Consider the following 23514-nt stretch of genomic DNA (forward strand, 5'->3'; position numbering starts at 1 on the left):
TTTCCGACAACACCGCTATCGCTACGGCTGGACCACGGCCCCTGGTACCAACGGCAATTCGAGACTGGCAATGAACCCGCCTTGCGGATGATTGCTTAGCGCCAGACTCCCGCCATGCCGCTCCGCCGCTCTGCGCGCAATCGCCAGACCCAGGCCATGCCCCGCGGCAGTCTGGCCCGGCGCCCGATAAAACGGTTCTCCCAGCTGACTCAGATGCACGGCCTCCACGCCGGGGCCGTGATCGCGCACGCTGATCACAATCCGCTCACCCTGCCGGGTCGCCCGCATTTCTATCGATTGCCCGGGCGGATTGAACCGTTGGGCGTTGCGCAGCAGATTATCCACCGCACGTTCAATCATCGTTGGCCAGCCCTTGAGGCTGAGCGCCGAGTCGATCTCCAGGTTTACGGGCTGTTCCGGCGAGCTCAGCTGGGCATCTTTTTGCAGGGTTTGCAGCAGCGCATGCAGTTCAACGTCTTCGGCGCTGGCATTGTCGGCATCGACCCGCGCCAGGACCAGGATTTCGCTGATCAGCGCCTCCAGACGGTCGCACTCGCGGGTCAGGCGCGGCCAGAGTTTCTGCCGTTCTTCCGGGTTGGCCCGCTCGGCCAGCGCCAGGGCGATACGCAGTCGGGCGAGGGGCGAGCGCAGTTCGTGGGACACATCGCGCAGCAATTGCCGCTGGCTGCCGATCAGGCTTTGCAGGCGCGCACCCATGCGGTTGAAATCATTGGCCAGTACGCCGAATTCGTCGCGGCGATTGGCCAGTTTGACCAGGCTGTTCTGTTGGTAGGTGGTTTGCCCCAGGTCATGCACGGCCCCGCGTAACCGGCTGAGCGGGCGGGTGATCGACAGGGTCACGAACAGGCTGAACAGGGTGAGTACCACCAGCGCGATGCCTAGCGCACTTAAAGGCCACAGCAGGCTTTCGCGGTGCCAGGAGTCGAGTTCCGGGTGCGGGATGCGGTAGATCAGCAAGTAGGTGTTGCCGGTTTTTTCGCTGGTGTACTCGTCGGTCAGGCGCCGCCAGGGCAGGCGTCGATCACCGTCGTTCTGGCGTGCTTCGAACGCTGCGGCGCGGCGCGGGAAGGTGCCGCGAACCACCGGGTCGCCGCTCTCGTTCAGCACCTGGACGTCGATGTGATACTGGCGTTTACGTTGCTCGAGGATGTCTTGCGCGGCTTCTTCGCCCTGGGCTTCGAAGGTTTGCGTCCACTGTTCGGCCAGGGTGTTGAGGCCCGGGTGGCGGCTGAGGATCCATGCGTCCTGGTTGAGCATGTGCCCCAGCAGTATGGAAAGCCCTGCAACCAGAGCGATGGCCAGCCAGAAGCTGGCCAGGATACGCCAGAACAGTGAACGCACAGAAAGTCCTCAGCAGACACGAATTAATACTGTAGGAGCGAGCTTGCTCGCGAAAAACGCAGGTACGACGTGGGCTGTCTGATACCCCGCGTTTTCGTTGACGTTTTTCGCGAGCAAGCTCGCTCCTACAAAAAAAAGGACCCAACGGTGGGGGCCGTTGGGTCTTTGGTCAGCGTATTATTGCGCTTTTTGCGGTTGCTGCGCTTTCCACGCCTTGAACTCGGCCCATTCGGCGCGACGTTCAGCCTTTTTCTTCTGCATCTCGTCGAATTGCTTCTGCTGATCCGGTTTCAGCAGGGCGCGGACGTCCGCTTCGGCCTTCTTGTGGTTGGCGGCCATTTCATCTTTCATGGCTTTCTGGTCGGCCGGGGAGAGTTTCTCCAGGTACTTGTCGACCACTTGCTTACGCTCGTGCATCTGCTCGCCCATGATCTTGCGGATCTGCTCGCGCTGTTCGCGGCTCAGGTCAAGTTGGCCGTAGGGGCCTTTGCCGTGCATGCCGTGCATCTGACCGCCGTGGCGCGGGCCATCCATCGGACCACCCATCGGGCCGGCGCCTTCAGGCATCGCCATGGCAACGGTCGGCAGGGCGGTGGCGAACATCAGAGCGATAAGAGTCTTGCGCATGGTGAATCTCCTTGTCTCGTTCCCGGTACGTTCCGGATGAGTACAGATTATCGAGACCAAGGTAAGCGGCGGTCAGGGCAGCGTAAAGCCTGTGTAAAGAGCATTTTGGCCCGGCCTGACAAACCAGGTAACCACCTGATCTCCCGGACTCATGATCTCCCGCCCCGCCCCCGATCTCATCGAGCCCCGTAGGAGCGCGATTCATGTCGATCGCAGGGGGGCTCAGAGGCTGTAATAGTACCCACGGCTGCGCAACGCAATGATGCGCGGGCGGCCGTCGGGGTGGGGGCCGATCTTTTTGCGCAGGTTGCTCACGTGCATGTCCAGGCTGCGATCGTACAGGGTCAGTTTGCGGCCCAGGGCGATCTGCGCCAGTTCCTGTTTGTCCAGCGGCTCGCCCGGTTGCTTGAGCAGCGCTTCGAGCAGGCGGCTTTCGGAAACCGTGAGGGTGAACTCCTGTTCGTCGATGCTGACCACGCCTCGCGCCGGGCTGAAGCACAGGTCGCCCAGTTCCACCTGGCTGGACACCGCCGCCGGATGACTGCGCCGTAGCACCGCGCGCAGGCGGGCGGTCAGTTCCCGGGGGTCGCAGGGTTTGGCCAGGTAGTCGTCGGCACCCAGTTCCAGCCCAAGAATCCGGTCCAGGGGTTCGCCACGGGCCGAGAGCATCAATACCGGCAGGTCCGGATGATCGCTGCGCAATTGCTTGAGCAACTCCAGCCCGCTGCCGTCCGGCAGCATGACGTCCAGCACCACCGCTGCGGGAGACGTTTCAGTCAGGGCCCGGCGGGCACTCTGGCCATCGTGGCAGGCACGGACCTGAAAGCCTTCCTGGCCCAGCCAACTGCACAGGAGCTCACACAGCTCCTGGTCATCATCAATTAATAACAGCTCGCTCATGAATCACTCAATTTAGCCATTGCCGAGGTTTTTCGACTTGCCCCGATGGCGAAGATACCGCACAGCAGGGCCAACCGCGCAACTCCCGCCTGATTCCAATCGGTTACTGGGCAGGTTGTCGGCAGGTAAACGGGAAGGATGAGCGATTGAGAACACGATGAACCCGGGAAGGTTCATCGTGGGGGACAAACTAAGGCAGGACTTGCTTGAACGGCTTGACCGAAACGTTGGCGTACACGCCGGCGGCGATGTAGGGGTCGGCGTCGGCCCAGGCCTGGGCGGCATTCAGGGAGTCGAACTCGGCGACGATCAGGCTGCCGGTGAACCCTGCCGCGCCCGGATCATTGCTGTCGACCGCCGGGTGCGGCCCGGCCAGTACGATTCGGCCTTCGCCCTTGAGCTGTTGCAGGCGCTCAAGGTGTGCAGGCCGCGCGGCCAGGCGAGCTTCCAGGGAGTTGGCGACGTCTGTGGCAATGATTGCGTAAAGCATGTCAGTCCTCGGTTTTTGGCGTTGTGGTATCGGTGTCGTGCAGGTGGCGCGACAGGTAGATGCCCTGTGCGACCAGGAACAACAGCGTCATGCCCAGGCTGCCGAAGACCTTGAAGTCGACCCAGTAGCTTTGGAACGTGAACGCGACAAACAGGTTGGCGGCTCCGCAGAACAGGAAAAAGCCGATCCATGCGATGTTCAGGCGAGTCCAGACCGGGTCTGGCAGGGTCAGTGCGTGGCCCATGATGCGCTTGATCAGCAGGCGGTCGCCGATGAAATGACTGCCGATGAACGCCAGGGCGAACAACCAGTTGACCACCGGTGCCTTCCATTTCAGGAAGGTTTCGCTATGAAACGCCAGGGTCATGCCGCCGAACACCAGGCAGGCGATAAGGGTCAGCCACTGGCTCTTCTCCAGCTTGCGCTGGCTGATGAACAGGGCGCCGTAGACCACCAGGGAACTGATGATCAGCATCGCGGTGGCGCTGTAGATACCGCCTACAGTCAATTCATGGCCGGCGATGTCGACGACCCGTGGATCAAGTTTGTAGACGATGAAAAACAGGAGAAGCGGGATGAAATCGATGAATTGTTTCACAGTGGCAGCCAGAAGCAGGATGTGGCGGCATAATAACAAACATATGGGCGCGCGATAGCGCCAGCTGATTTGAGGTAACACTTCCCCGTGAATGTTGATCTGCACTGCCATAGCACGGCCTCCGATGGCGCCCTGGCACCGGCGATTCTGGTTGCGCGTGCGTTCGAGAAAGGCGTGCGAGTCCTGGCCTTGACCGATCACGACACCCTTGAAGGGCTGGATGAAGCCCGCACGGCCGCCACAGCGCTGGGCATGCAGTTGGTCAATGGCGTCGAATTGTCCTGCACCTGGGGCGGCGCGACCATTCATGTGCTGGGTTACGGGTTTGATGTAAATGCGCCATCGCTGGTCGAAGCCATCGCCCGATTGCACGATGGCCGCTGGTTACGGTCCGAGGAAATAAGCCGCAAGCTGGCGCTCAAGGGCATGCCGGGCGCCCTCGAAGGCGCACGGGCCATCCAGCAGGAGTTGGGCGACAGTGGCAACGCGCCGGCCCGTCCGCATTTTGCCGACTGGATGGTGCGCGAAGGTTTCGTCAAGGATCGCGCCGAGGCGTTCCGCAAATGGCTGGGTGCCGGCAAGCTGGGGGACGTCAAGCAGCATTGGCCGACCCTGGAAGAAACGGTCGAAACCCTTCGCGCGGCGAAAGCCTGGGTCAGCCTGGCGCACCCATGGCACTACGATTTCACTCGCAGCAAGCGTCGTCGGCTGATTTCTGACTATATTCAAGCAGGCGGCCACGCCATAGAAGTGGTAAATGGCCATCAGCCCGCCGAACAGGTCGGCAGCCTGGCGATTCTTGCTCGTGAGTTCGGTCTGCTGGTCAGCGCCGGCAGTGATTTCCATGGCCCTGGAGGCTGGTCCGAGATCGGCGAATATCGCCCGCTTCCGGAGGATCTGCCGCCACTTTGGTGTCGATTCAAACATGATCCAATTATTGCCGCCGTCTGAACAGGTAGAGAATGTGAGTCAATTTTTCCAGATTCATCCGGAAAACCCGCAAGCGCGCCTGATCAAACAGGCGGTCGAGATCATCCGCAAAGGCGGGGTGGTGATTTACCCCACGGACTCGTCCTACGCCATTGGTTGCCAGATTGGCGACAAGAATGCGGTTGAGCGTGTGCGGCGCTTGCGTCAACTGGACGAAAAGCACAATTTTGCGCTGATTTGCAGCGATCTTTCGCAACTGGGTCTGTTCGCCAAGATTGATACAGGTACATTTCGCCTGCTGAAGGCCCATCTTCCGGGCCCCTACACTTTCATTCTCAACGCGACACGGGAAGTCCCGCGGCTGTTACTGCACCCGAAAAAGCGCACCATCGGCCTGCGTGTGCCGAGTCATCCGATCGCCCTGGCCTTGCTCGCAGAGCTGGGCGAGCCCTTGATGAGCGTGACGCTGATCATGCCGGGTGACACCGATCCCTTGACCGACCCGTACGAAATGCGCCAGCTGCTCGAGCATCAGGTCGACCTGATCATCGACGGCGGCGTCGGCGGGATCAAGGCCTCCACCGTGATCAGTCTTGCCGATGGCGAGCCGGAAGTGATCCGCGTCGGCTGCGGCGACCCTGCGCCGTTCATGGCCGAAGCCTAGATGTCGGCAGTAGAGCCCGTCGACACTCAGGCCGGCGCCCAGCAGGAGCTGCCTTTCGCCATGGTCTATGGCCAGGCGGTAATGGAAATGCCGCTGGACCTGTACATTCCGCCGGATGCTCTCGAGGTGTTTCTGGAAGCCTTCGAAGGCCCCCTCGATTTGCTGCTGTACCTGATCCGCAAACAGAACATCAACATTCTCGACATTCCGGTCGCGGAAATTACCCGCCAGTACATGGGCTATGTCGAGTTGATGCAGTCGGTGCGCCTGGAGCTGGCGGCCGAATACCTGGTGATGGCCGCGATGCTGGCCGAGATCAAGTCGCGAATGCTCTTGCCTCGGGCGGAGTCGATCGAGGCCGAGGAAGACGATCCCCGCGCCGAACTGATCCGGCGCCTGCAGGAGTATGAAAGGTTCAAGGCCGCAGCCGAAGGCATCGATGGCCTGAGCCGGGTTGGCCGTGATGTCGTCGTGCCCAGGCTTGATGCCCCCGAGGCGCGGGCGCGCAAGCTGGTGCCGGACGTCAGCCTGGAGGAGTTGCTGATGTCCATGGCCGAGGTGCTGCGCCGGGGCGACATGTTCGAAAGTCACCAGGTCAGTCGCGAAGCCTTGTCCACCCGCGAGCGCATGAGCGATGTACTGGAGCGGCTCAAGGGCGGCGGGTTCGTGCCCTTCGTCGAGCTGTTCACCGCCGAGGAAGGGCGCCTGGGGGTGGTGGTGACCTTTATGGCGATCCTCGAACTGGTCAAGGAATCCCTGGTCGAGCTGGTGCAGAATGAGCCGTTCGCGCCGATCCACGTGCGGGCCCGAGCCGATTAACGAGTTGAATCATGAACCTGACTGAACCCCGCGAGCTGGCACCACTGCTTGAAGCCTTCCTGTTGGCCTCGGGAAAACCGCAATCGCTTGAACGTCTGTTCGAACTCTTCGAAGAGGCCGAGCGCCCGGAGCCACCGGTCTTCAAGAAGGCCCTGACGATTCTGGCCAAGTCCTGTGATGGTCGTGCCTTCGAACTCAAGGAAGTCGCCTCCGGCTATCGCCTGCAAATCCGCGAAAAATTCTCGCCGTGGGTCGGGCGCCTGTGGGAAGAGCGCCCGCAGCGCTATTCCCGGGCCATGCTCGAAACCATGGCGTTGATCGCCTATCGCCAGCCGATCACCCGGGGTGAAATCGAGGACGTGCGGGGTGTGGCGGTCAACAGCCACATCGTCAAGACCCTGCTTGAGCGCGAGTGGATCCGCATCGTCGGCTACCGCGACGTGCCCGGCAAACCGGCGATGTTCGCCACCACCAAGGCGTTTCTCGACCATTTCAACCTGAAGAATCTGGACGATCTGCCACCCTTGGCAGAGCTGCGCGAGTTGGAGCCCGACCCGGTGCTCGACTTCGACGACGCCCCCGTACCTGCCAGCCTGCAAGAGCTGGCCGACGCCAGTGCCGAACCGGAGGAGCCCAAGGAGGAAACCAGTTTCCATACCTTGCTGCTGGAACTGGACACTATGGAGGAGGGGCTCAAGACCGATTTCGATGACATTCTGCGCGATGGTGCGGTGACTGATGCCGAAGAGCTGCCGGATCAGCCTGAATCTGAATCCGAGATTGAGCCTGAACCTGAGATGGAAGTTGAGGTTGAGGTTGAGCCGGAACCTGCGATTGAAGTTGAACTTCACGCCGAGCCTGACGCCACACTCGAAGAGGAACCGGACGACGATGTGCTTGGCGTTGCCGAAGCTCGCGAAAAACTACTGGCCGCCGTCGCTGCTCTCGAACAGCGCAAACCGGAGCTCGAATCTGAGTTGAGTGACGAGGAAGCCGAAGCCCGCGCGCTGGCCGAAGCCATCGAAGCTGAACGCCGCGCATTCGAAGACTGAGGTGCTGCCAAAAGATCGCAGCCTTCGGCAGCTCCTACAGGATCGCAGCCTTCGGCAGCTACAGGACCGCGTTTGCCACCAGTATCAATTTGTACCCGGTCATGTAGGAGCTGCCGCAGGCTGCGATCTTTTGACTTTAATTTTTGAGGCCTCAAGTGAGCTCACCCAAAGACCCCTGCATCAGCGTCTGCAAATTCGCCGACGACATCTGCATCGGCTGCGGCCGCAGCAAGCGCGAGATCAAGTCGTGGAAGAAGCTCGACAAGGTCGACAAGCGCGCCGTGCTCGCCGAAGCCGCGTTACGCCTGATCGCGCTCGGCCCTACCGCTCGGCGCAAAAGCAAATAACCTGGTCTGCCTGCGCTAGTCTCTGATGCGTAAATCCGCGCATGCGCGTATGATTCGCGACCCTTCGGCGATCCCTTCGCCCAAGTACCAGATAGACAACGCTTCAGGACGCCTTATCAGCGCTTCCTGAACAGACCACACCGGGAGGTGCCCAGATGAGTATCAACGACCAGAAAGACGACCAGGAAATCGGCCCAGCAGGCGAAAAGCTGCAGAAGGTCCTCGCCCGTATCGGCGTAGGCTCGCGCCGTGACGTGGAAGCCTGGATCAGCCATGGCCGCATCAAAGTCAATGGCAAAGACGCCACCCTTGGTCAGCGCGTCGACCTGCATGACGCCATCACCATCGATGGCAAGGTGATCAAGCGCGAAGAGGCCGCCGAGTCGGTTCGCCGCGTGATCATGTACAACAAGCCCGACGGTGAAATCTGCACCCGCAACGACCCGGAAGGCCGTCCAACCGTTTTCGACAAGATGCCGCGCCCGAAAGAAGGTCGCTGGATCAATATCGGGCGCCTGGACATCAACACCACCGGTTTGCTGATGTTCACCACTGACGGTGAGCTGGCCAATCGCCTGATGCATCCTTCCTACGAGATGGACCGTGAATACGCGGTACGTGTGCGTGGCGAAGTGGATGACGAGATGATCGAGCGCTTGAAAGCCGGGGTTGTCCTCGAAGACGGCCCGGCCAAGTTCACCGACATCAAGCAGGCGCCAGGTGGCGAAGGCTTCAACCACTGGTACCACTGCGTGGTGATGGAAGGTCGTAACCGCGAAGTTCGTCGTCTGTGGGAATCCCAGGGTCTGGTGGTCAGCCGCCTGAAACGCGTGCGTTTCGGTCCGGTGTTCCTCAACTCCGACCTGCCGATGGGTCGCTGGCGCGAAATGAGCCAGTACGAAGTCGACATCCTCAGTGCCGAGGTTGGCCTGACGCCTGTGGCCATGCCGCAGATGAACGCCAAGAGCAAAGACAAGCTCGAGCGGATGCAGCGCAAGTCGTCGCGTCCGATGGGCACCACCGAGCGTGTGAGGACCCTGCGTCCAGCCGCCGGTGCTCCAGCTGCCAACCCGCGTCCGGCCCGTGAGCCGCACATCGAAGGCGAACGTCCGGCCCGCAAGCCGGCGGCTCCTCGCGCCGATGGCGAGCGCGGTCCACGTACGCCGCGTCCGGCCAATGGCCGTACCGAGCGCGGTGAAGGCCGTGGCGCGCCAGCCGGGGGTCGCAGTGATCGCGGCGCTCCCGCCGGTCGTGGTACGCCAGTGGCGGATCGTCCAGCGGACACCAAGCGCCCAGCCAAACCAGTCGCGAAAAAGCGTCCGGGCATTGTCCTGGTCGACAAGGATGCGCCATCAGGCAAGCGCCGTGGTGCGCCGGCCGGTTCGGGTCAGCGTCCGGGCTTTGGCCGTCGCAAGCCGGAGTGAAGCAGCGGTAGGCTTCAAGCGGTAAGCAGTCAGTGAAAAGCGCCATCCTTCGGGGTGGCGTTTTTTTGTCTGGCTCAAATGCTGCGGCGCCTGGCAGTTTGCCTTCTTGAGCACGTCGCACCGCCGCTCCCACAGGGTATTGGAGGTGGACGCAGCATTTGTGCTCGGCGGATATCACTGTGGGAGCCGGGCTTGCTCGCGATGGCACCAGCGAAGACACCAAAGCATGTCGATTGGAAATCCGTCGTTACACGCTGTAACGAGATCTTGACGAATTACCCAGTGCTTCAGCTATTTTCCGCCGGGTGTAAGGAAATCCTTCCGCTAACCCGGACCTCATGGATTCCCAAGCCCTCTATCCCGCTTGTTTCAACCTCCATAGCAGGATCAGATGCGCCCCATGCCTGCCGTGCAGGTGCATAAAAACAAGGAGGCGCAATGAACGCCGTGACCCAACTCCAACTCTCTCCGAGGGGCGATTTTCCTGTCGTCCCCGTCGAAGACCTGCAAAGGTCTGAATCTATTTTTGCAGCCGTCCGGCACTGCCGGGGCGGACACAGGCAATCCCGGCAAATGACACGCTGATCCAGCGGGTCTGGCAGCAGGGGGTTACAGGTGTACAATGCGCCGCGTTTTAACTGTGACTTCCTGCGCACCAGCGCATACCTCAGGGCTATCCGCCTTGTTAACTCCGTTGCGCCACAAGCGCGTCGGGTTCGATTTCGTCACAGATAAAAACAAACAGGTGACGCATGAACGTTGTAAATACGCTGAACTCCTGGTGCTTGCGCTGGGGTTTGATCGGCGCTGCTTGAAATCGCAACCCGAGCAGCACGTCTACTGAACATCATCAAACCTTGCGTGAGACCCTTTTCATGAGTGGACAAAACTCGCATTCAGGCGAGCTGAAACGCGGCCTGAAAAATCGCCATATTCAACTGATCGCCCTCGGTGGGGCGATCGGTACCGGACTGTTCCTCGGCTCTGCCGGGGTGCTTAAATCCGCCGGCCCGTCGATGATCCTCGGCTACGCCATCTGCGGCTTCATCGCATTCATGATCATGCGCCAGCTTGGCGAAATGATCGTCGAAGAGCCGGTCGCCGGTTCGTTCAGCCACTTTGCGCACAAATACTGGGGTGGTTTCGCCGGCTTCCTGTCGGGCTGGAACTGCTGGATCCTGTACATCCTGGTGGGCATGTCGGAGCTGACTGCCGTCGGCAAATACATCCACTATTGGGCGCCGGACATCCCTACCTGGGTCTCGGCGGCCGGTTTCTTCGTCCTGATCAACCTGATCAACCTGGCCAACGTGAAGGTGTTCGGCGAGGCAGAGTTCTGGTTCGCGATCATCAAGGTCGTGGCGATCGTCGGCATGATTGCCCTGGGCAGCTACCTGCTGGTCAGCGGCAACGGCGGGCCCCAGGCGTCGGTGAGCAACCTGTGGTCCCACGGTGGCTTCTTCCCCAACGGTGTCAGCGGGCTGGTGATGGCCATGGCGATCATCATGTTCTCCTTCGGCGGCCTGGAAATGCTGGGCTTCACCGCAGCAGAAGCAGACAAGCCGAAAACCGTGATCCCGAAAGCCATCAACCAGGTGATCTACCGGATCCTGATTTTCTACATCGGCGCACTGGTCATCCTGCTGTCGCTGACCCCATGGGACAGCCTGCTGGAAACCCTGAACGCCTCCGGCGATTCCTATAGCGGCAGCCCGTTCGTGCAAGTGTTCTCGATGCTGGGCAGCAACACGGCGGCGCACATCCTCAACTTCGTGGTGTTGACGGCGGCATTGTCGGTGTACAACAGCGGCACCTACTGCAACAGCCGCATGCTGCTGGGCATGGCCGAGCAGGGCGATGCCCCGAAAGCCCTGGCGAAGATCGACAAGCGCGGCGTGCCGGTGCGCTCGATCCTGGCTTCGGCGGCGGTCACGCTGATCGCGGTGTTGCTCAACTACCTGATTCCTCACAGCGCGCTTGAGCTGCTGATGTCGCTGGTGGTGGCCACCCTGGTGATCAACTGGGCGATGATCAGCTTCTCGCACTTCAAGTTTCGCCAGCACATGAACAAAACCAGCCAGACACCGCTGTTCAAGGCGCTGTGGTACCCGTACGGCAACTACATCTGCCTGGCGTTCGTGGTGTTTATCCTTGGCGTGATGCTGTTGATACCGGGCATCCAGGTCTCGGTGTACGCGATCCCTGTATGGCTTGCCTTCATGTGGATCTGCTATGGCATCAAGAACAAGCGCAGCGCACGGCATGCCCTTCAGCCTGCCGTGAAGTAACGCGGTACGCAGAAACAACAAACCCGGCCATGTGCCGGGTTTGTTGTTTTGTAACCTGCGCAGATCTCCTGTGAAAGCAAGCCTGTGGAGATCCCCTGTGGGAGTCAGGCTTGCCCGCGATGAACGATGACGCGGTCTAACCTGTAAATCGCGGCGCCTCAATCGCGGGCAAGCCTTGCTCCCACAGGGGATTTTCGGCGTTCTGAAGTTCGCATTCGCGGTATCCTGCGTGTTCTGAATACGGACACTTTTACCATGCTGGAGATTTCCAACAACGTGCACCTGCCGGATGCCGAGATCGAGCTGACGGCCATTCGCGCCCAGGGCGCCGGCGGGCAGAACGTCAACAAGGTCTCCAGCGCCATGCACCTGCGCTTCGACATCCCGGCGTCTTCATTGCCCGAGTTCTACAAGGAACGGCTGCTGGCGCTGCGCGACAGTCGCATCACCAGTGATGGCGTGCTCATCATCAAGGCCCAACAGTACCGCACGCAGGAAGCCAATCGCGCCGACGCGTTGGAGCGCCTTGTCGAGCTGATCCAGAGCGCCACCAAGGTCGAAAAGAAGCGCCGCCCGACCAAGCCGACCCTTGGCTCGAAAAAACGTCGCCTCGAGTCCAAGACCAAACGCGGCAGCATCAAGGCCGGGCGCGGCAAGGTCGACTTCTAGCGGACGTCCCGTTGTTCCCGGTACTTCGGCGCCTGGCGGTACAGATAGATGCTCAGGGCCAGACCGCTAAGGGCGGCAAGCGCGGCGAACAGGAAGATCGAGGCAAAGCCGAACCCTGCGGCGATGGCACCGGCCAATGGCCCGGTGATCCCCAGTGACAGGTCGATAAACAACGAATAAGCCCCCACTGCAGCCCCGCGGCTCGAAGCCGGCACCAGGTTCACGGCTTCCACGCCCAGCGCCGGGAACACCAGGGAGAAGCCAAATCCGCTAAGCGCTGCACCGGCCAGGGCCCAGTGTGCATCCGGTGCCAGCCACAGCAGCAATAGGCCCAGGGTTTCCACCGACAGGCAGGCAATCGCCACGCGAAAGCCCCCGAGGCGGTTGATCAGGTTGCCGAACAGCAGGCGCGCGCCAATGAAGCTGGCGCCGAACAGGCTCAGGCACAGCACGGCGTTGTTCCAGTTTTGCGTGGCGTAATACAGGGTGATGAAGGTGGCGATGGTGCCAAACCCGATGGAGCCCAACGCCAGGCCACAGCCGTGAGGCAGCACTCGCCCAAGCACGTGCATGAACGGCAAGCGCTCGCCGACCAGGATCGGTGCGGCGGTCTTTGGCCAGGCCAGGGCCAGGCCGATCACCGCCAGCAGCACGATACTCACGCCCATGCTCCACAAGCCCAACTCCCTCACCAGCAGCACACCCAGCGGCGCGCCAACAGCCAGTGCGCCGTAGCTGGCGATGCCGTTCCAGGAGATGACTTTGGCGGTATTCGCCGCACCGACCCGGCCGATGCCCCAGCCGATCGAACCGGAGCCGACCAGGCTTTCGGCGCTGCCGAGCACCAGGCGGCCGATCAACAGGCTGGTCAGGCTCACCATCGGCAGGCTTTGGGTCCAGGCTGAAATCAGCATGAACACGCCGCTCAACCCGCAGCCGGCAAGGCCGTACATGACTGCCAGCTTGCTGCCCTTGTTGTCGATGATCTTGCCGGCGTAGGGTCGGCTGAGCAGGGTGGCCAGGTATTGCACGCTGATCACCAGCCCGGCGATCACGGCACCAAAGCCCAGGTCGCTGTGGACATAGCCCGGCAGTACCGCCAGGGGAATGCCGATGTTCAGGTAGCCGATGAAGGTGAAGAGGACGATAGAGACAACTTGCAGCGTTACCCGCAGGGGGCGCTGGTTTTCAGACATGGGTAAAGGTCCACGGCAAAGCAGGATAGATAGGCTGCTTATGATAGCGGTGGGAGGGAGCGCAGGTCGTGAAAAAGTAAAACTATTTGCCGGGCGGGGTTGAGTCAGTCGGGGCCGGGGCAACCAGTTGCGTCGTGACCAGGGCGGCCAGGGCGTTTTCCTGGGTGCCGAAACGGGCGAGCAGGGCAGCCTGTTTTTCGGCGGAGAGGCGATTCCAGATAGCGATCATTTTCTCGGCGGTGCCGATCAGGACGCTGGCCTGGTTCTCGGTAAAGTCGTCGTTCATGCGGGGCTCAGGGTTCAGGCGGTGTGGAAAGCGCATGTTAGCGCTTTCCACACGGTCTGGCATTGCGGGTCTCAGTCTTCGCTGTCAGCCTTGCGACTGTCAGATGCTTCTTTCGGCTCGGGCTGTTGGGCGCCGGCTTGCTGCGTGGTTGTCTGCTCAGTTTCGTGCAGGCTTGGGAAGGGGAGATTAGGGATCTCGTGCATGTTTCGCGCTCCTCGCAAAGTCTGTTGATAGATCTGGTAGATCCGCGCTTTTACAAAGCCTGGGCAGGATACAGCAGGAGAAATGACAATTAGAGTTTTATCTGGAATTTCTGCGACAGATGGCCGCAGGGGGGGGCGCTCGATCTTGCGATGATTCCCTGCAGGAGCAGCGTAGGAGCTGCGTAGGAGCTGCCGAGCCTGCGAGGCTGCGATCTTTTGACGTTGCCCTTCAAAATCAAAAGATCGCAGCCTCGCAGGCTCGACAGCTCCTACAGGGTTATTTTGCAAACAGGGCTATTTGCAAACCTCGGCGATTGCCTCGGCCAGCAGGTCCAGGCGTGTTGCGTCGATGCCGGCCACGTTTGCCCGGCCGGTGCCGACCATGTACACGCTGTGGTGGTCACGCAGATTTTTCACCTGCTCCGGCGACAGGCCGGTGTAGGAGAACATGCCGCGCTGAACGCCGATGTGGGCAAAACGCTCGCGCAAACCGTGAGGCTCAAGCGCCTCTACCAAACCGCTGCGTAACTGCGCAATGCGCAGGCGCATGGCTTCCACTTCGTCGGCCCACAAGCTTTTCAGCTCAGGGTCGCCAAGGATGGTCGCCACCACTGCAGCGCCATGGTCCGGCGGTGTCGACCACAGGTTGCGGGCAATATTGGCCAGTTGGCTGCGTATGTCCACCAGCTTGTCAGCGCTCTTGGCGCAGACAATCAGCGCGCCGGTGCGATCGCGGTACAACCCGAAGTTCTTCGAGCAGGAACTGGTGATCAGCACTTCCGGCAACTCGGCAGCGAACAGTCGGGTGGACCAGGCATCCTGCTCCAGGCCATCGCCAAAACCCTGGTAGGCGAAGTCGATCAGCGGCAGCAGGTCGCGGCTGCGCACGATGTCCAGCACCCGACGCCAGTCGTCATGGGAAAGATCAAAACCGGTCGGGTTGTGGCAGCAGGCGTGCAACAGCACTACGTCGCCCTTGGGCACTTCACGCAGTACCGCCAGCATGGCCTCGACGTCTAAACGGTTATCGCTGCTCACGTACGGGTAATGGCTGACCTTGACACCGGCTGCCGCGAAAATCGTTTCATGGATCGGCCAGGTCGGGTTGCTCAGCCACACGCCACGGCCCGGCAGGCACTGGGCAATGAAGTCAGCGCTGAGGCGCAATGCGCCGGTGCCGCCTGGGGTCTGCGTGGCCCCCGCGCGCTGCCCGGCGATCAACGGGGAGTCGGCGCCCAGCACCAGCTCGTTGATCACCTTGCCAAACGCCGGCTCGCCATGACCACCGATGTAGGTCTTGGTGGATTGCTTGTCAACCAGTCGCGCCTCGGCGAGTTTCACCGCCTGCGGGATTGGCGTCAGGCCGTGGGCGTCTTTATAGACGCCCACCCCGAGGTCGAATTTGCGCGGGTTGGGATCCTGCGCATACGCCTCCATCAACCCCAGGATCGGATCGCCAGGTACCCGGCCGATCGAGTCGAAATGCATTATTTGCGGCCCTCGGCGTTCTTGGCCACTTCGTCGGTGCGCGCGGCCATGATGAAGTCGTTGCGGTGCAGGCCCTTGATGGAGTGGCTCCACCAGGTCACGGTGACTTTGCCCCACTCGGTGAGCAGGCCCGGGTGGTGCCCCTCGGCCTCGGAGATTTCACCGACCGCGTTGGTGAACGCCAGCGCATGCTTGAAATTCTTGAACAGGAAGACTTTTTCCAGCTGCATGATGCTGTCGCGAACTTCGATGTTCCAGTCCGGGATCTGCTTGAGCAATACCGGCAGTTCTTCGTCGCTGACCTGAGGTGCGCCGGCTTGGCAGGCTTCGCAGTGGGCTTGGTTCAGAGCGTTCATGGTGTATTCCTGAATTCGATTCTTGTTGGAAATTACTATCTTTGCGCGCAAGTCGCGAGCGGGATCTGCTCAGGCCGCTTTTGGCTTGGGCGGAAATTTTGGTGCGTGCAAGCCCAGCTGCATGCCTTGCTTGACCATGCCCATGATGTCCTCGTGGGCCAGGTCGAACAGACGCTTGAGGTTGGGCAGCACGAAGTACAAGGGCTGCAGGATGTCGATGCGGTAAGGCGTGCGCATGCATTCCAGCGGGTCGAAGGCTTGGTGTTCGGGCTCGTCGGACAGGCAGTAGACGGTTTCTTTAGGCGAGGAAAGGATGCCGCCGCCGTAGATGCGTTGGCCCTGGGGCGTGTCGACCAGGCCGAACTCGATGGTCATCCAGTACAGGCGAGCCAGGTACACCCGTTCTTCCTTGGTCGCCTGCAGGCCAAGCTTGCCGTAGGTGTGGGTGAATTCGGCGAACCAGGGGTTGGTCAGCAGCGGGCAGTGGCCAAAGATCTCGTGGAAAATATCCGGCTCTTGCAGGTAGTCCAGCTCTTCGCGAGTGCGAATGAAAGTGGCCACCGGGAACTGCTTGTTGGCGAGCAATTCGAAGAAAGTCTGGAAGGGGATCAGCGCCGGCACCCGGGCCACCTGCCAGCCGGTGGTTTCACCGAGCACCTTGTTGATCTCGCCCAGTTGCGGGATGCGGTCGTGGGGCAGACCGAGTTTTTCGATACCGTCCAGGTATTCCTGGCACGCACGACCCTCGATCACTTTCAGTTGGCGAGTGATCAGCGTGTTCCACACCGCGTGTTCTTCGGCGGGGTAGTCGATAAAACCTTGCGCATCGGGCTCGCGAGCCACGTATTGCGTCTGCTTCATGCTGCTCTCCTGCTAGGGGAATTCGTTCTTGTTATGTCCAGCTATGGACTTACAAATACCCCAGGATTTTCGGATGTGCAGCCCCGTGCGCGAGGTGTAAGGCATAAAAAACAGCACTTTTCGTAAAGTTTTCGTTACGCAATGGCGGTTGCGGCGTGGCTGTTGAGTTTTCTGGTTTGAAAAGCGCCTTGGGTGTCACATAATCTTTACGACTATCTGAGCGTTGCAGCAAAAAATCGCTCCTGCGGCCACCGCCACCCCCTGTGGGAGCGGGCCGAGCTCGGCATGATTTCCTTAACCGCTTTTCGAGCCTTTATATGCGTATCAAAGTCCACTGCCAGAACCGCATCGGCATCCTGCGCGACATCCTCAACCTGCTGGTGGAGTACGGGATCAACGTCGCGCGTGGCGAAGTCGGGGGTGAGCACGGTAATGCGATCTACCTGCACTGCCCGAACCTGATCAACCTGCAGTTCCAGGCGCTGCGGGCGAAGTTCGAATCGATCCCCGGGGTGTTTGGCGTCAAGCGTGTAGGGCTGATGCCCAGCGAGCGTCGGCACATGGAGCTCAATGCGCTGCTCGGCGCGCTGGAGTTTCCGGTGCTGTCGATCGATATGGGCGGTTCGATCGTTGCGGCTAACCGGGCCGCCGCACAGTTGCTCGGCGTGCGGGTGGACGAGGTGCCGGGCATCCCGTTGTCCCGTTACGCCGAGGATTTCGACCTGCCGGAACTGGTACGTGCCAACAAGTCGCGGATCAACGGGCTGCGGGTCAAGGTCAAGGGCGACGTATTCCTGGCCGACATCGCGCCATTGCAATCGGAGCATGACGACAGCGAGGCCATGGCCGGCGCGGTATTGACGCTGCATCGCGCGGATCGGGTAGGCGAACGCATCTACAACGTGCGCAAGCAGGAACTGCGCGGGTTCGACAGCATTTTCCAGAGTTCGAAGGTGATGGCTGCCGTGGTCCGCGAAGCCCGGCGCATGGCGCCCCTGGACGCACCGTTGTTGATAGAAGGCGAAACAGGCACCGGCAAGGAATTGCTGGCACGGGCCTGTCACCTGGCAAGTCCCCGCGGCCAGTCGCCGTTGATGGCGCTCAACTGTGCGGGGCTGCCGGAGTCCATGGCCGAGACCGAATTGTTCGGTTACGGCCCCGGCGCATTCGAAGGCGCCCGGGCCGAAGGCAAGCTCGGGCTGCTGGAGCTGACTGCCGGCGGTACGCTGTTTCTCGATGGTGTCGGTGAAATGAGCCCGCGCTTGCAGGTGAAATTGCTGCGCTTCCTGCAGGACGGATGCTTTCGTCGGGTAGGCAGTGATGAAGAGGTGTACCTCGATGTGCGGGTGATCTGTGCGACCCAGGTCGACCTGTCGGAGCTGTGCGCTCGCGGGGAGTTCCGCCAGGATCTGTACCACCGCCTGAACGTGTTGTCATTGCACATCCCGCCACTGCGCGAATGCCTGGACGGCTTGACGCCCCTGGTCGAGCACTTCCTGGACCAGGCCAGCCGGCAGATCGGTTGCCCGCTGCCGAAACTGGCGCCGGCGGCGATGGAGCGGCTCAGTCATTACCATTGGCCGGGCAACGTGCGGCAATTGGAGAATGTGCTGTTTCAGGCGGTGTCCTTGTGCGAAGGCGGCACCGTCAAGGCCGAGCACATCCGCCTGCCGGACTACGGCGTGCGTCAGCCGCTTGGCGATTTCTCCTTGGAAGGCGGGCTGGACGAGATTGTCGGGCGCTTCGAGAAGGCGGTGCTGGAGCGTCTGTATTCAGAACATCCGAGCAGCCGGCAGTTGGGTAAACGCCTGGGGGTTTCGCATACCACCATTGCCAACAAGCTGCGTGAGTATGAGGTGGGCAAGGACAGCAGCACTTAAAGTCAAAAGATCGCAGCCTCGTTTTACTCGGCAGCTCCTACGGGGATCAGGTATTCATGTAGGAGCTGTCGAGTGAAACGAGGCTGCGATCTTTCGCTCTATTGCCGCGAAGCGGCACAACACCGCCGGTTTTTCGACTTCACCCCATTCCTTCACTCCTCTCCAAACCCCTCAAGCCCCCTGTTTGCCGGGCCCAGCGCCGCCAGAAAATAGTTGGTCTGCAAATTGCTTATGGCTCAGCAGTACAGCGGTGGGCGGCAAACGTCCGGCATGCAGAGGAAAGAGTGTGGATAAGTACCTTTATGTAGCTATGACCGGCGCCAGCCAGAATGCACTGGCGCAGAAGGCTCATGCGAACAACCTCGCGAACATCTCCACCAACGGTTTCCAGAAAGACCTGGAGCAGGCGCGCTCGATGCCGGTGTTTGGTGACAGCTTTCCGGCGCGTGCGTTTGCCATGTCCGAGCGTCCGGCCACCGACTTTTCTGCAGGTTCGCTGGTGGAAACCGGCCGCGACCTCGACGTTGCCGTACAGGGCAATGGCTGGATTGCCGTGCAGAACCCCGATGGCGGTGAAAGCTATGTGCGCACCGGCAGCCTCAACGTCGATGCCCTGGGCGTATTGCGCGCCGGCAACGGTATGCCGGTGATGGGCAATGGCGGGCCGATTGCCGTGCCGCCCGAGCAACAGATCGAGGTGGGCGAGGATGGCACCATCAGTATTCGGGCGATGGGCGAAGGCCCGCGCGTGATGGCCGAAGTCGACCGCATCAAGCTGGTCAACCCTGACTTGCGGAACATGACCAAAGGCCTGGACGGTTCGATCCACACCAAGGACGGCCAGCCGGCGCAGGCGGATGCCAACGTCAAGCTGGTGTCCGGTTTCCTCGAGTCGAGCAACGTCAATGCCGTGGAAGAGATGACCTCGGTGCTGGCCCTGGCCAAGCAGTTCGAATTGCACATCAAGATGATGAACACCGCAAAAGAAGACGACCAGGCCATGGCTCGGGTCTTGCAGATCAGCTAATTACCAGAACGTCGCGCCGTAAAACAGGCGCACGAGGAGAATCGAATGCTTCCGGCTCTATGGGTTGCCAAAACCGGTCTGTCCGCCCAGGACACCAACCTGACCACCATTTCCAACAACCTGGCGAACGTGTCGACCACGGGTTTCAAACGTGATCGCGCCGAGTTCCAGGACCTGCTGTATCAGATCAAGCGTCAGCCTGGCGCCCAGTCGACCCAGGACAGCGAATTGCCGTCGGGTCTGCAAGTGGGTACGGGTGTGCGCATCGTCGGCACCCAGAAAAACTTCACCGCCGGCAGCCTGCAAACCACCGAGCAGCCGCTGGACATGGCCATCGACGGTCGCGGTTTCTTCCAGATCCTGCAGCCGGACGGCACCACGTCCTACACCCGTGACGGTACTTTCCACCTGGACTCCAATGGCCAGATCGTCAATGCCAGCGGCTTCGCCCTGGAGCCGGCCATTGTCATCCCGAACGACGCCCAGACCTTCACGGTCGGCCGCGACGGTACCGTGTCGGTCACCGTTCCCGGCAACGCCGCGTCCCAGGTGATCGGCAACCTGCAGACCGCCGACTTCATCAACCCGGCCGGCCTGCAAGCCGTGGGCAACAACCTGTTCCTGGAAACCGCCGCCAGCGGCGCGCCACAGGTTGGCACCCCGGGCCTCGCCGGTTTCGGCACCACGCTGCAGAACACCCTGGAAACCTCCAACGTCAGCACCGTTGAGGAGATGGTCAACATGATCACCACCCAGCGCGCCTACGAGATGAACTCCAAGGTGATCTCCACCGCCGACCAGATGCTCTCGTTCGTAACGCAGAATCTGTAATCAAGAATATGGGGCGGCCACGCGGTCGCCTGCAACACCGTGAGGTAGGGTCATGAATCGCTTCGTATCTGTTCTGGCACTGAGTGGCGTCACCGCGCTCGCCGGCTGTGTCGCGCCTGCGCCGCGGCCCAATGACCCTTACTATGCCCCGGTGTTGCCGCGCACACCGCTGCCGGCTGCCGCCAACAATGGCTCGATCTACCAGGCCGGCTTCGAACAGAACCTGTACAGCGACCGCAAGGCGTTCCGCGTCGGTGACATCATCACCATCACGCTGAACGAGCGCACCCAGGCCAGCAAGAACGCCAACTCGCAGATCGGCAAGAACAGCGACACCAGCGTCGGCCTGACCTCGTTGTTCGGCTCCAGCCTCACCACTAATAATCCAATTGGTGGCGGCGACCTGAGCCTCAACGCCGGCTACAGTGCCGACCGTGCGACCAAGGGCGACAGCAAGTCCGGGCAGAGCAACAGCCTGACCGGCTCGATCACCGTGACTGTCGCCGACGTATTGCCCAACGGCATCATCGCCGTGCGCGGCGAGAAGTGGCTGACCCTCAACACCGGCGATGAGCTGGTGCGCATTGCCGGCATGGTCCGCGCCGATGACATCGCCACGGACAACACCGTGTCGTCGACCCGGGTGGCCGATGCACGTATTACCTACTCGGGCACCGGTGCCTTTGCCGATGCGAGTCAGCCAGGCTGGTTCGACCGTTTCTTCCTCAGCCCGCTGTTTCCTTTCTAGGTGGCTATCAAGTTGAGCATGTTGAACTTCAAACGCCTGATGGTGGCCGCCCTGATGCTCTCGGCTGCGTTTAGCGCGCAAGCCGAGCGGCTCAAGGACATCGCCAGTATTTCTGGCGTGCGTTCCAACCAACTGATCGGCTACGGCCTGGTGGTCGGGCTTAGCGGCACCGGCGACCAGACGACGCAGACCCCGTTCACCCTGCAGACTTTCAACAACATGCTCTCGCAGTTCGGCATCAAGGTGCCGCCGGGTTCGGGCAACGTGCAGTTGAAAAACGTCGCGGCGGTGTCGATCAGTGCCGACTTGCCGGCGTTCGCCAAACCGGGTCAGCAGATTGACATCACCGTAGCGTCCATCGGCAACTCCAAGAGCCTGCGCGGCGGTACCTTGCTGCTGACGCCGCTCAAAGGTATTGACGGTAACGTCTACGCGATCGCCCAGGGCAACCTGGTGGTCGGCGGTTTTGATGCCGAGGGCCGCGACGGTTCGAAGATCACCGTCAACGTCCCGTCGGCGGGGCGCATTCCCGGTGGTGCATCGGTCGAGCGGGCGGTGCCAAGTGGTTTCAACCAGGGCAACAGCCTGACCCTGAACCTCAACCGTTCGGACTTCACCACCGCCAAGCGCATCGTCGACAAGATCAACAACATGCTCGGCCCGGGCGTGGCCCAGGCCATCGACGGCGGCTCGATCCGCGTCAGTGCGCCACTGGACCCGAGCCAGCGCGTGGACTACCTGTCGATCATCGAGAACCTGGAAGTCGATCCGGGCCAGGCAGTGGCCAAAGTCATCATCAACTCGCGTACCGGCACCATCGTGATCGGCCAGAACGTGAAAGTGTCCCCGGCCGCCGTGACCCACGGCAGCCTGACCGTGACCATCACCGAAGACCCGATCGTCAGCCAGCCGGGCCCGCTGTCCAATGGCCAGACGGCCGTGGTGCCACGCTCGCGGGTCAACGCCCAGCAGGAAGCCAAGCCGATGTTCAAGTTCGGCCCGGGCACCACCCTCGACGAAATCGTGCGAGCGGTGAACCAGGTCGGCGCCGCGCCGGGTGACTTGATGGCCATTCTCGAAGCACTGAAACAGGCCGGCGCACTGCAAGCCGACCTGATCGTGATCTGAGGACTGCGCCCATGGATATGTACAAGAGCGGTCTGGTCAGCAGTAGCGATTCCGGGTCCTACTCGGACTTGAATCGCCTCAACCAGCTCAAGGTCGGCGACAAGAACAGCGACGCGAACATGCGCAAAGTGGCGCAGGAATTCGAGTCGCTGTTCCTCGGTGAAATGCTCAAGTCCATGCGCTCGGCCACCAATGCGCTGGGCCAGGACAACCCGCTCAACACCGCCGAAGCCAAGCAGTACCAGGAAATGTACGACCAGCAGCTGGCCGTTTCCATGTCCCGCGAAGGCGGCGGTATCGGCCTGGCCGACGTGCTGATGCGCCAGATGTCAAAGAACAAACCCATGGCCCCGGGTGAAGCGGCGGCAGCGTCCGCCGCCAAGCAAGCCGAGGCCAAGGCCGCCGTGGAAACGCCAATCGCCGCCGGCACGGCAGCCACCAACGGACCCTTGTCGCGCCTCAATGGCCAGCGCCCGTTGTGGGCTTCGCGTTCGATCCATGCACCGCAGGCAGCAGGCGAGGGCGCGCATCGCAATGACATGGCGCTGATCAACCAGCGCCGCCTGGCGTTGCCGCCAAAGCTCGCAGACCGCCTGCTCGCCGGCCTGGTGCCATCGGCCGCGACTCCGGCTGTGACTGCGACGACAGCGGCGACCGCCATCAACAAAATCGACGTGCCCACGATCAGCCCGACCGGTTCCGGCTCGCTGTACAACGGCGACTGGCTGACCGCGCAAACCGAGGCGCCGGCCAGCGGTCGCCTGCAGGTCTACGGCCGGGCCATGGCGCAGATCCCGCTGGCACCGCCAAAGAAAGCCTTCAGCTCTGCCGACGAATTCGTCAACGCCATGCTGCCCATGGCCAAGGAAGCCGCCGACCGCATCGGCGTCGATCCGCGCTACCTGGTGGCCCAGGCCGCCCTCGAAACCGGCTGGGGCAAGTCGGTCATGCGCGCCCAGGATGGCAGCAGCAGCCACAACCTGTTCGGCATCAAGGCCAGCAGCAACTGGAAGGGCGATTCAGCCCGGGCCATCACCAGCGAATTCAGAAACGGCGAGATGGTCAAGGAGACGGCGCAGTTCCGTTCCTACGACTCCTACAAAGACAGCTTCCACGACCTCGTGACGCTGCTGCAATCCAACAATCGCTATCAAGATGTCGTGAAGTCTGCCGATAACCCCGAACAATTTGTACGCGAGTTGCAGAAGGCCGGCTACGCAACCGACCCGAACTACGCCAGCAAGATTTCGCAAATAGCCAGGCAGATGACGAGTTATCAGAACTACGCTGCGGCGGGCGTTTCCACTACGCCTTTATAGGCACAAGGTATAAGGTCTGAA

General features: G+C 61.3%; 25 protein-coding genes and 1 pseudogene. 14 read left to right on the forward strand and 12 right to left on the reverse strand.

All coding sequences use genetic code 11. The features are described 5' to 3' along the window. Positions 1–21 precede the first annotated feature (21 nt). The 6 genes and pseudogenes from HYI44_RS07045 to HYI44_RS07065 all read right to left on the reverse strand — a co-directional run bounded on the left by HYI44_RS07045 (position 22) and on the right by HYI44_RS07065 (position 3977). On the reverse strand, positions 22–1362 hold the full coding sequence (locus HYI44_RS07045) for an ATP-binding protein (protein ID WP_225569054.1): 1341 nt from the start codon (positions 1360–1362) through the stop codon (positions 22–24). A 177-nt stretch (positions 1363–1539) separates the two neighbouring features. Continuing rightward, positions 1540–1989: a Spy/CpxP family protein refolding chaperone gene (locus HYI44_RS07050; RefSeq protein ID WP_122837915.1), complete on the reverse strand. Its 450-nt coding sequence runs from the start codon at positions 1987–1989 to the stop codon at positions 1540–1542. A 222-nt stretch (positions 1990–2211) separates the two neighbouring features. Next, positions 2212–2889, reverse strand: coding sequence for a response regulator transcription factor (locus HYI44_RS07055; protein WP_122837916.1), 678 nt, complete (start codon positions 2887–2889; stop codon positions 2212–2214). A gap of 7 nt (positions 2890–2896) precedes the next feature. After that, positions 2897–2978: pseudogene (locus HYI44_RS29525) on the reverse strand (translation initiation factor 2); the annotation flags it as partial. 101 nt (positions 2979–3079) lie between these two features. Further along, entirely contained in the window at positions 3080–3379 is a 300-nt protein-coding gene (locus tag HYI44_RS07060) for a YciI family protein (protein ID WP_045058859.1), read from the reverse strand. Between the two features lies 1 nt (position 3380). Beyond that, positions 3381–3977, reverse strand: a complete 597-nt coding sequence (locus tag HYI44_RS07065) for a septation protein A (protein ID WP_122838617.1) — start codon at positions 3975–3977, stop codon at positions 3381–3383. An 87-nt stretch (positions 3978–4064) separates the two neighbouring features. On the opposite strand from HYI44_RS07065, the gene HYI44_RS07070 reads away from it, so the two are divergent. The 8 genes from HYI44_RS07070 (at position 4065) to arfB (ending at position 12170) form a co-directional block, all read left to right on the forward strand. Next, on the forward strand, positions 4065–4928 hold the full coding sequence (locus HYI44_RS07070) for a PHP domain-containing protein (protein ID WP_122837917.1): 864 nt from the start codon (positions 4065–4067) through the stop codon (positions 4926–4928). A 13-nt stretch (positions 4929–4941) separates the two neighbouring features. Further along, positions 4942–5571 (forward strand): L-threonylcarbamoyladenylate synthase, encoded by a 630-nt coding sequence (locus tag HYI44_RS07075; protein WP_045058915.1) that lies wholly within the window; start codon positions 4942–4944, stop codon positions 5569–5571. A gap of 60 nt (positions 5572–5631) precedes the next feature. Further along, entirely contained in the window at positions 5632–6390 is a 759-nt protein-coding gene (locus tag HYI44_RS07080) for a segregation and condensation protein A (RefSeq protein WP_225569206.1), read from the forward strand. Between the two features lie 11 nt (positions 6391–6401). Then, positions 6402–7442 carry an SMC-Scp complex subunit ScpB gene (gene scpB / locus HYI44_RS07085; protein ID WP_225569055.1) on the forward strand — a complete coding sequence of 347 codons (1041 nt, stop codon included), beginning with the start codon at positions 6402–6404 and terminating at the stop codon, positions 7440–7442. A 155-nt stretch (positions 7443–7597) separates the two neighbouring features. Beyond that, positions 7598–7789, forward strand: a complete 192-nt coding sequence (locus HYI44_RS07090) for a DUF1289 domain-containing protein (protein WP_225569056.1) — start codon at positions 7598–7600, stop codon at positions 7787–7789. Positions 7790–7944: 155 nt separating this feature from the next. Next, positions 7945–9213: a 23S rRNA pseudouridine(2605) synthase RluB gene (gene rluB, locus HYI44_RS07095; protein ID WP_122837921.1), complete on the forward strand. Its 1269-nt coding sequence runs from the start codon at positions 7945–7947 to the stop codon at positions 9211–9213. An 875-nt stretch (positions 9214–10088) separates the two neighbouring features. Beyond that, positions 10089–11501, forward strand: a complete 1413-nt coding sequence (locus HYI44_RS07100; RefSeq protein ID WP_045058866.1) for an amino acid permease — start codon at positions 10089–10091, stop codon at positions 11499–11501. Positions 11502–11756: 255 nt separating this feature from the next. Continuing rightward, on the forward strand, positions 11757–12170 hold the full coding sequence (gene arfB / locus HYI44_RS07105) for an alternative ribosome rescue aminoacyl-tRNA hydrolase ArfB (protein ID WP_045058867.1): 414 nt from the start codon (positions 11757–11759) through the stop codon (positions 12168–12170). On the opposite strand, the gene HYI44_RS07110 is transcribed toward arfB, so the two are convergent. From HYI44_RS07110 to phhA, 6 genes are all read right to left on the reverse strand, one after another. Beyond that, entirely contained in the window at positions 12167–13366 is a 1200-nt protein-coding gene (locus HYI44_RS07110; RefSeq protein WP_225569057.1) for an MFS transporter, read from the reverse strand. The genes arfB and HYI44_RS07110 overlap by 4 nt on opposite strands. Before the next feature lie 82 nt (positions 13367–13448). Next, positions 13449–13652, reverse strand: a complete 204-nt coding sequence (locus tag HYI44_RS07115) for a hypothetical protein (RefSeq protein WP_122837924.1) — start codon at positions 13650–13652, stop codon at positions 13449–13451. 71 nt (positions 13653–13723) lie between these two features. Further along, positions 13724–13855 carry a hypothetical protein gene (locus HYI44_RS29285; protein ID WP_263868325.1) on the reverse strand — a complete coding sequence of 44 codons (132 nt, stop codon included), beginning with the start codon at positions 13853–13855 and terminating at the stop codon, positions 13724–13726. A gap of 294 nt (positions 13856–14149) precedes the next feature. Further along, positions 14150–15343 (reverse strand): amino acid aminotransferase, encoded by a 1194-nt coding sequence (locus HYI44_RS07120; RefSeq protein WP_263868326.1) that lies wholly within the window; start codon positions 15341–15343, stop codon positions 14150–14152. Continuing rightward, positions 15343–15699, reverse strand: coding sequence for a 4a-hydroxytetrahydrobiopterin dehydratase (locus HYI44_RS07125; protein ID WP_122837926.1), 357 nt, complete (start codon positions 15697–15699; stop codon positions 15343–15345). The genes HYI44_RS07120 and HYI44_RS07125 overlap by 1 nt, the downstream gene beginning before the upstream one ends. A gap of 69 nt (positions 15700–15768) precedes the next feature. Then, a complete protein-coding gene (gene phhA, locus HYI44_RS07130; RefSeq protein WP_122837927.1) occupies positions 15769–16560 on the reverse strand; it encodes a phenylalanine 4-monooxygenase in 792 nt (263 codons plus the stop codon). Between the two features lie 317 nt (positions 16561–16877). Here phhA and HYI44_RS07135 point away from each other — a divergent pair, with 317 nt between their 5' ends. The 6 genes from HYI44_RS07135 to flgJ all read left to right on the forward strand — a co-directional run bounded on the left by HYI44_RS07135 (position 16878) and on the right by flgJ (position 23493). Next, positions 16878–18440 (forward strand): sigma-54-dependent phenylalanine hydroxylase transcriptional regulator PhhR, encoded by a 1563-nt coding sequence (locus HYI44_RS07135; RefSeq protein WP_045058872.1) that lies wholly within the window; start codon positions 16878–16880, stop codon positions 18438–18440. A gap of 286 nt (positions 18441–18726) precedes the next feature. After that, entirely contained in the window at positions 18727–19467 is a 741-nt protein-coding gene (locus HYI44_RS07140; protein WP_122837928.1) for a flagellar basal body rod protein FlgF, read from the forward strand. A gap of 45 nt (positions 19468–19512) precedes the next feature. Next, the gene (gene flgG / locus HYI44_RS07145) at positions 19513–20298 is read left to right on the forward strand and encodes a flagellar basal-body rod protein FlgG (RefSeq protein ID WP_045058874.1); all 786 of its coding nucleotides are present in this window, start codon (positions 19513–19515) and stop codon (positions 20296–20298) included. 52 nt (positions 20299–20350) lie between these two features. After that, positions 20351–21046, forward strand: a complete 696-nt coding sequence (gene flgH / locus HYI44_RS07150; RefSeq protein WP_225569058.1) for a flagellar basal body L-ring protein FlgH — start codon at positions 20351–20353, stop codon at positions 21044–21046. An 18-nt stretch (positions 21047–21064) separates the two neighbouring features. After that, positions 21065–22174 carry a flagellar basal body P-ring protein FlgI gene (locus HYI44_RS07155; protein ID WP_045058876.1) on the forward strand — a complete coding sequence of 370 codons (1110 nt, stop codon included), beginning with the start codon at positions 21065–21067 and terminating at the stop codon, positions 22172–22174. A gap of 11 nt (positions 22175–22185) precedes the next feature. Next, positions 22186–23493 (forward strand): flagellar assembly peptidoglycan hydrolase FlgJ, encoded by a 1308-nt coding sequence (flgJ, locus tag HYI44_RS07160; protein ID WP_225569059.1) that lies wholly within the window; start codon positions 22186–22188, stop codon positions 23491–23493. Positions 23494–23514: the final 21 nt, after the last annotated feature.

Source organism: Pseudomonas sp. Y24-6 (genome assembly GCF_020295325.1).
Taxonomy (GTDB): Bacteria; Pseudomonadota; Gammaproteobacteria; order Pseudomonadales; family Pseudomonadaceae; genus Aquipseudomonas; species Aquipseudomonas gregormendelii.

Bases quoted from the DNA above. Each gene is read 5' to 3' on its own strand.
- scpB (WP_225569055.1), top strand. From the start codon at position 6,402: ATGAACCTGACTGAACCCCGCGAGCTGGCACCACTGCTTGAAGCCTTC.
- HYI44_RS07100 (WP_045058866.1), top strand. From the start codon at position 10,089: ATGAGTGGACAAAACTCGCATTCAGGCGAGCTGAAACGCGGCCTGAAA.
- HYI44_RS07135 (WP_045058872.1), top strand. From the start codon at position 16,878: ATGCGTATCAAAGTCCACTGCCAGAACCGCATCGGCATCCTGCGCGAC.
- flgH (WP_225569058.1), top strand. From the start codon at position 20,351: ATGAATCGCTTCGTATCTGTTCTGGCACTGAGTGGCGTCACCGCGCTC.
- HYI44_RS07155 (WP_045058876.1), top strand. From the start codon at position 21,065: ATGTTGAACTTCAAACGCCTGATGGTGGCCGCCCTGATGCTCTCGGCT.
- rluB (WP_122837921.1), top strand. From the start codon at position 7,945: ATGAGTATCAACGACCAGAAAGACGACCAGGAAATCGGCCCAGCAGGC.
- HYI44_RS07120 (WP_263868326.1), bottom strand. From the start codon at position 15,343: ATGCATTTCGACTCGATCGGCCGGGTACCTGGCGATCCGATCCTGGGG.
- HYI44_RS07110 (WP_225569057.1), bottom strand. From the start codon at position 13,366: ATGTCTGAAAACCAGCGCCCCCTGCGGGTAACGCTGCAAGTTGTCTCT.
- phhA (WP_122837927.1), bottom strand. From the start codon at position 16,560: ATGAAGCAGACGCAATACGTGGCTCGCGAGCCCGATGCGCAAGGTTTT.
- HYI44_RS07080 (WP_225569206.1), top strand. From the start codon at position 5,632: ATGGTCTATGGCCAGGCGGTAATGGAAATGCCGCTGGACCTGTACATT.
- HYI44_RS07050 (WP_122837915.1), bottom strand. From the start codon at position 1,989: ATGCGCAAGACTCTTATCGCTCTGATGTTCGCCACCGCCCTGCCGACC.
- HYI44_RS29285 (WP_263868325.1), bottom strand. From the start codon at position 13,855: ATGCACGAGATCCCTAATCTCCCCTTCCCAAGCCTGCACGAAACTGAG.
- HYI44_RS07125 (WP_122837926.1), bottom strand. From the start codon at position 15,699: ATGAACGCTCTGAACCAAGCCCACTGCGAAGCCTGCCAAGCCGGCGCA.
- HYI44_RS07115 (WP_122837924.1), bottom strand. From the start codon at position 13,652: ATGAACGACGACTTTACCGAGAACCAGGCCAGCGTCCTGATCGGCACC.
- arfB (WP_045058867.1), top strand. From the start codon at position 11,757: ATGCTGGAGATTTCCAACAACGTGCACCTGCCGGATGCCGAGATCGAG.
- flgG (WP_045058874.1), top strand. From the start codon at position 19,513: ATGCTTCCGGCTCTATGGGTTGCCAAAACCGGTCTGTCCGCCCAGGAC.
- HYI44_RS07055 (WP_122837916.1), bottom strand. From the start codon at position 2,889: ATGAGCGAGCTGTTATTAATTGATGATGACCAGGAGCTGTGTGAGCTC.
- HYI44_RS07060 (WP_045058859.1), bottom strand. From the start codon at position 3,379: ATGCTTTACGCAATCATTGCCACAGACGTCGCCAACTCCCTGGAAGCT.
- flgJ (WP_225569059.1), top strand. From the start codon at position 22,186: ATGGATATGTACAAGAGCGGTCTGGTCAGCAGTAGCGATTCCGGGTCC.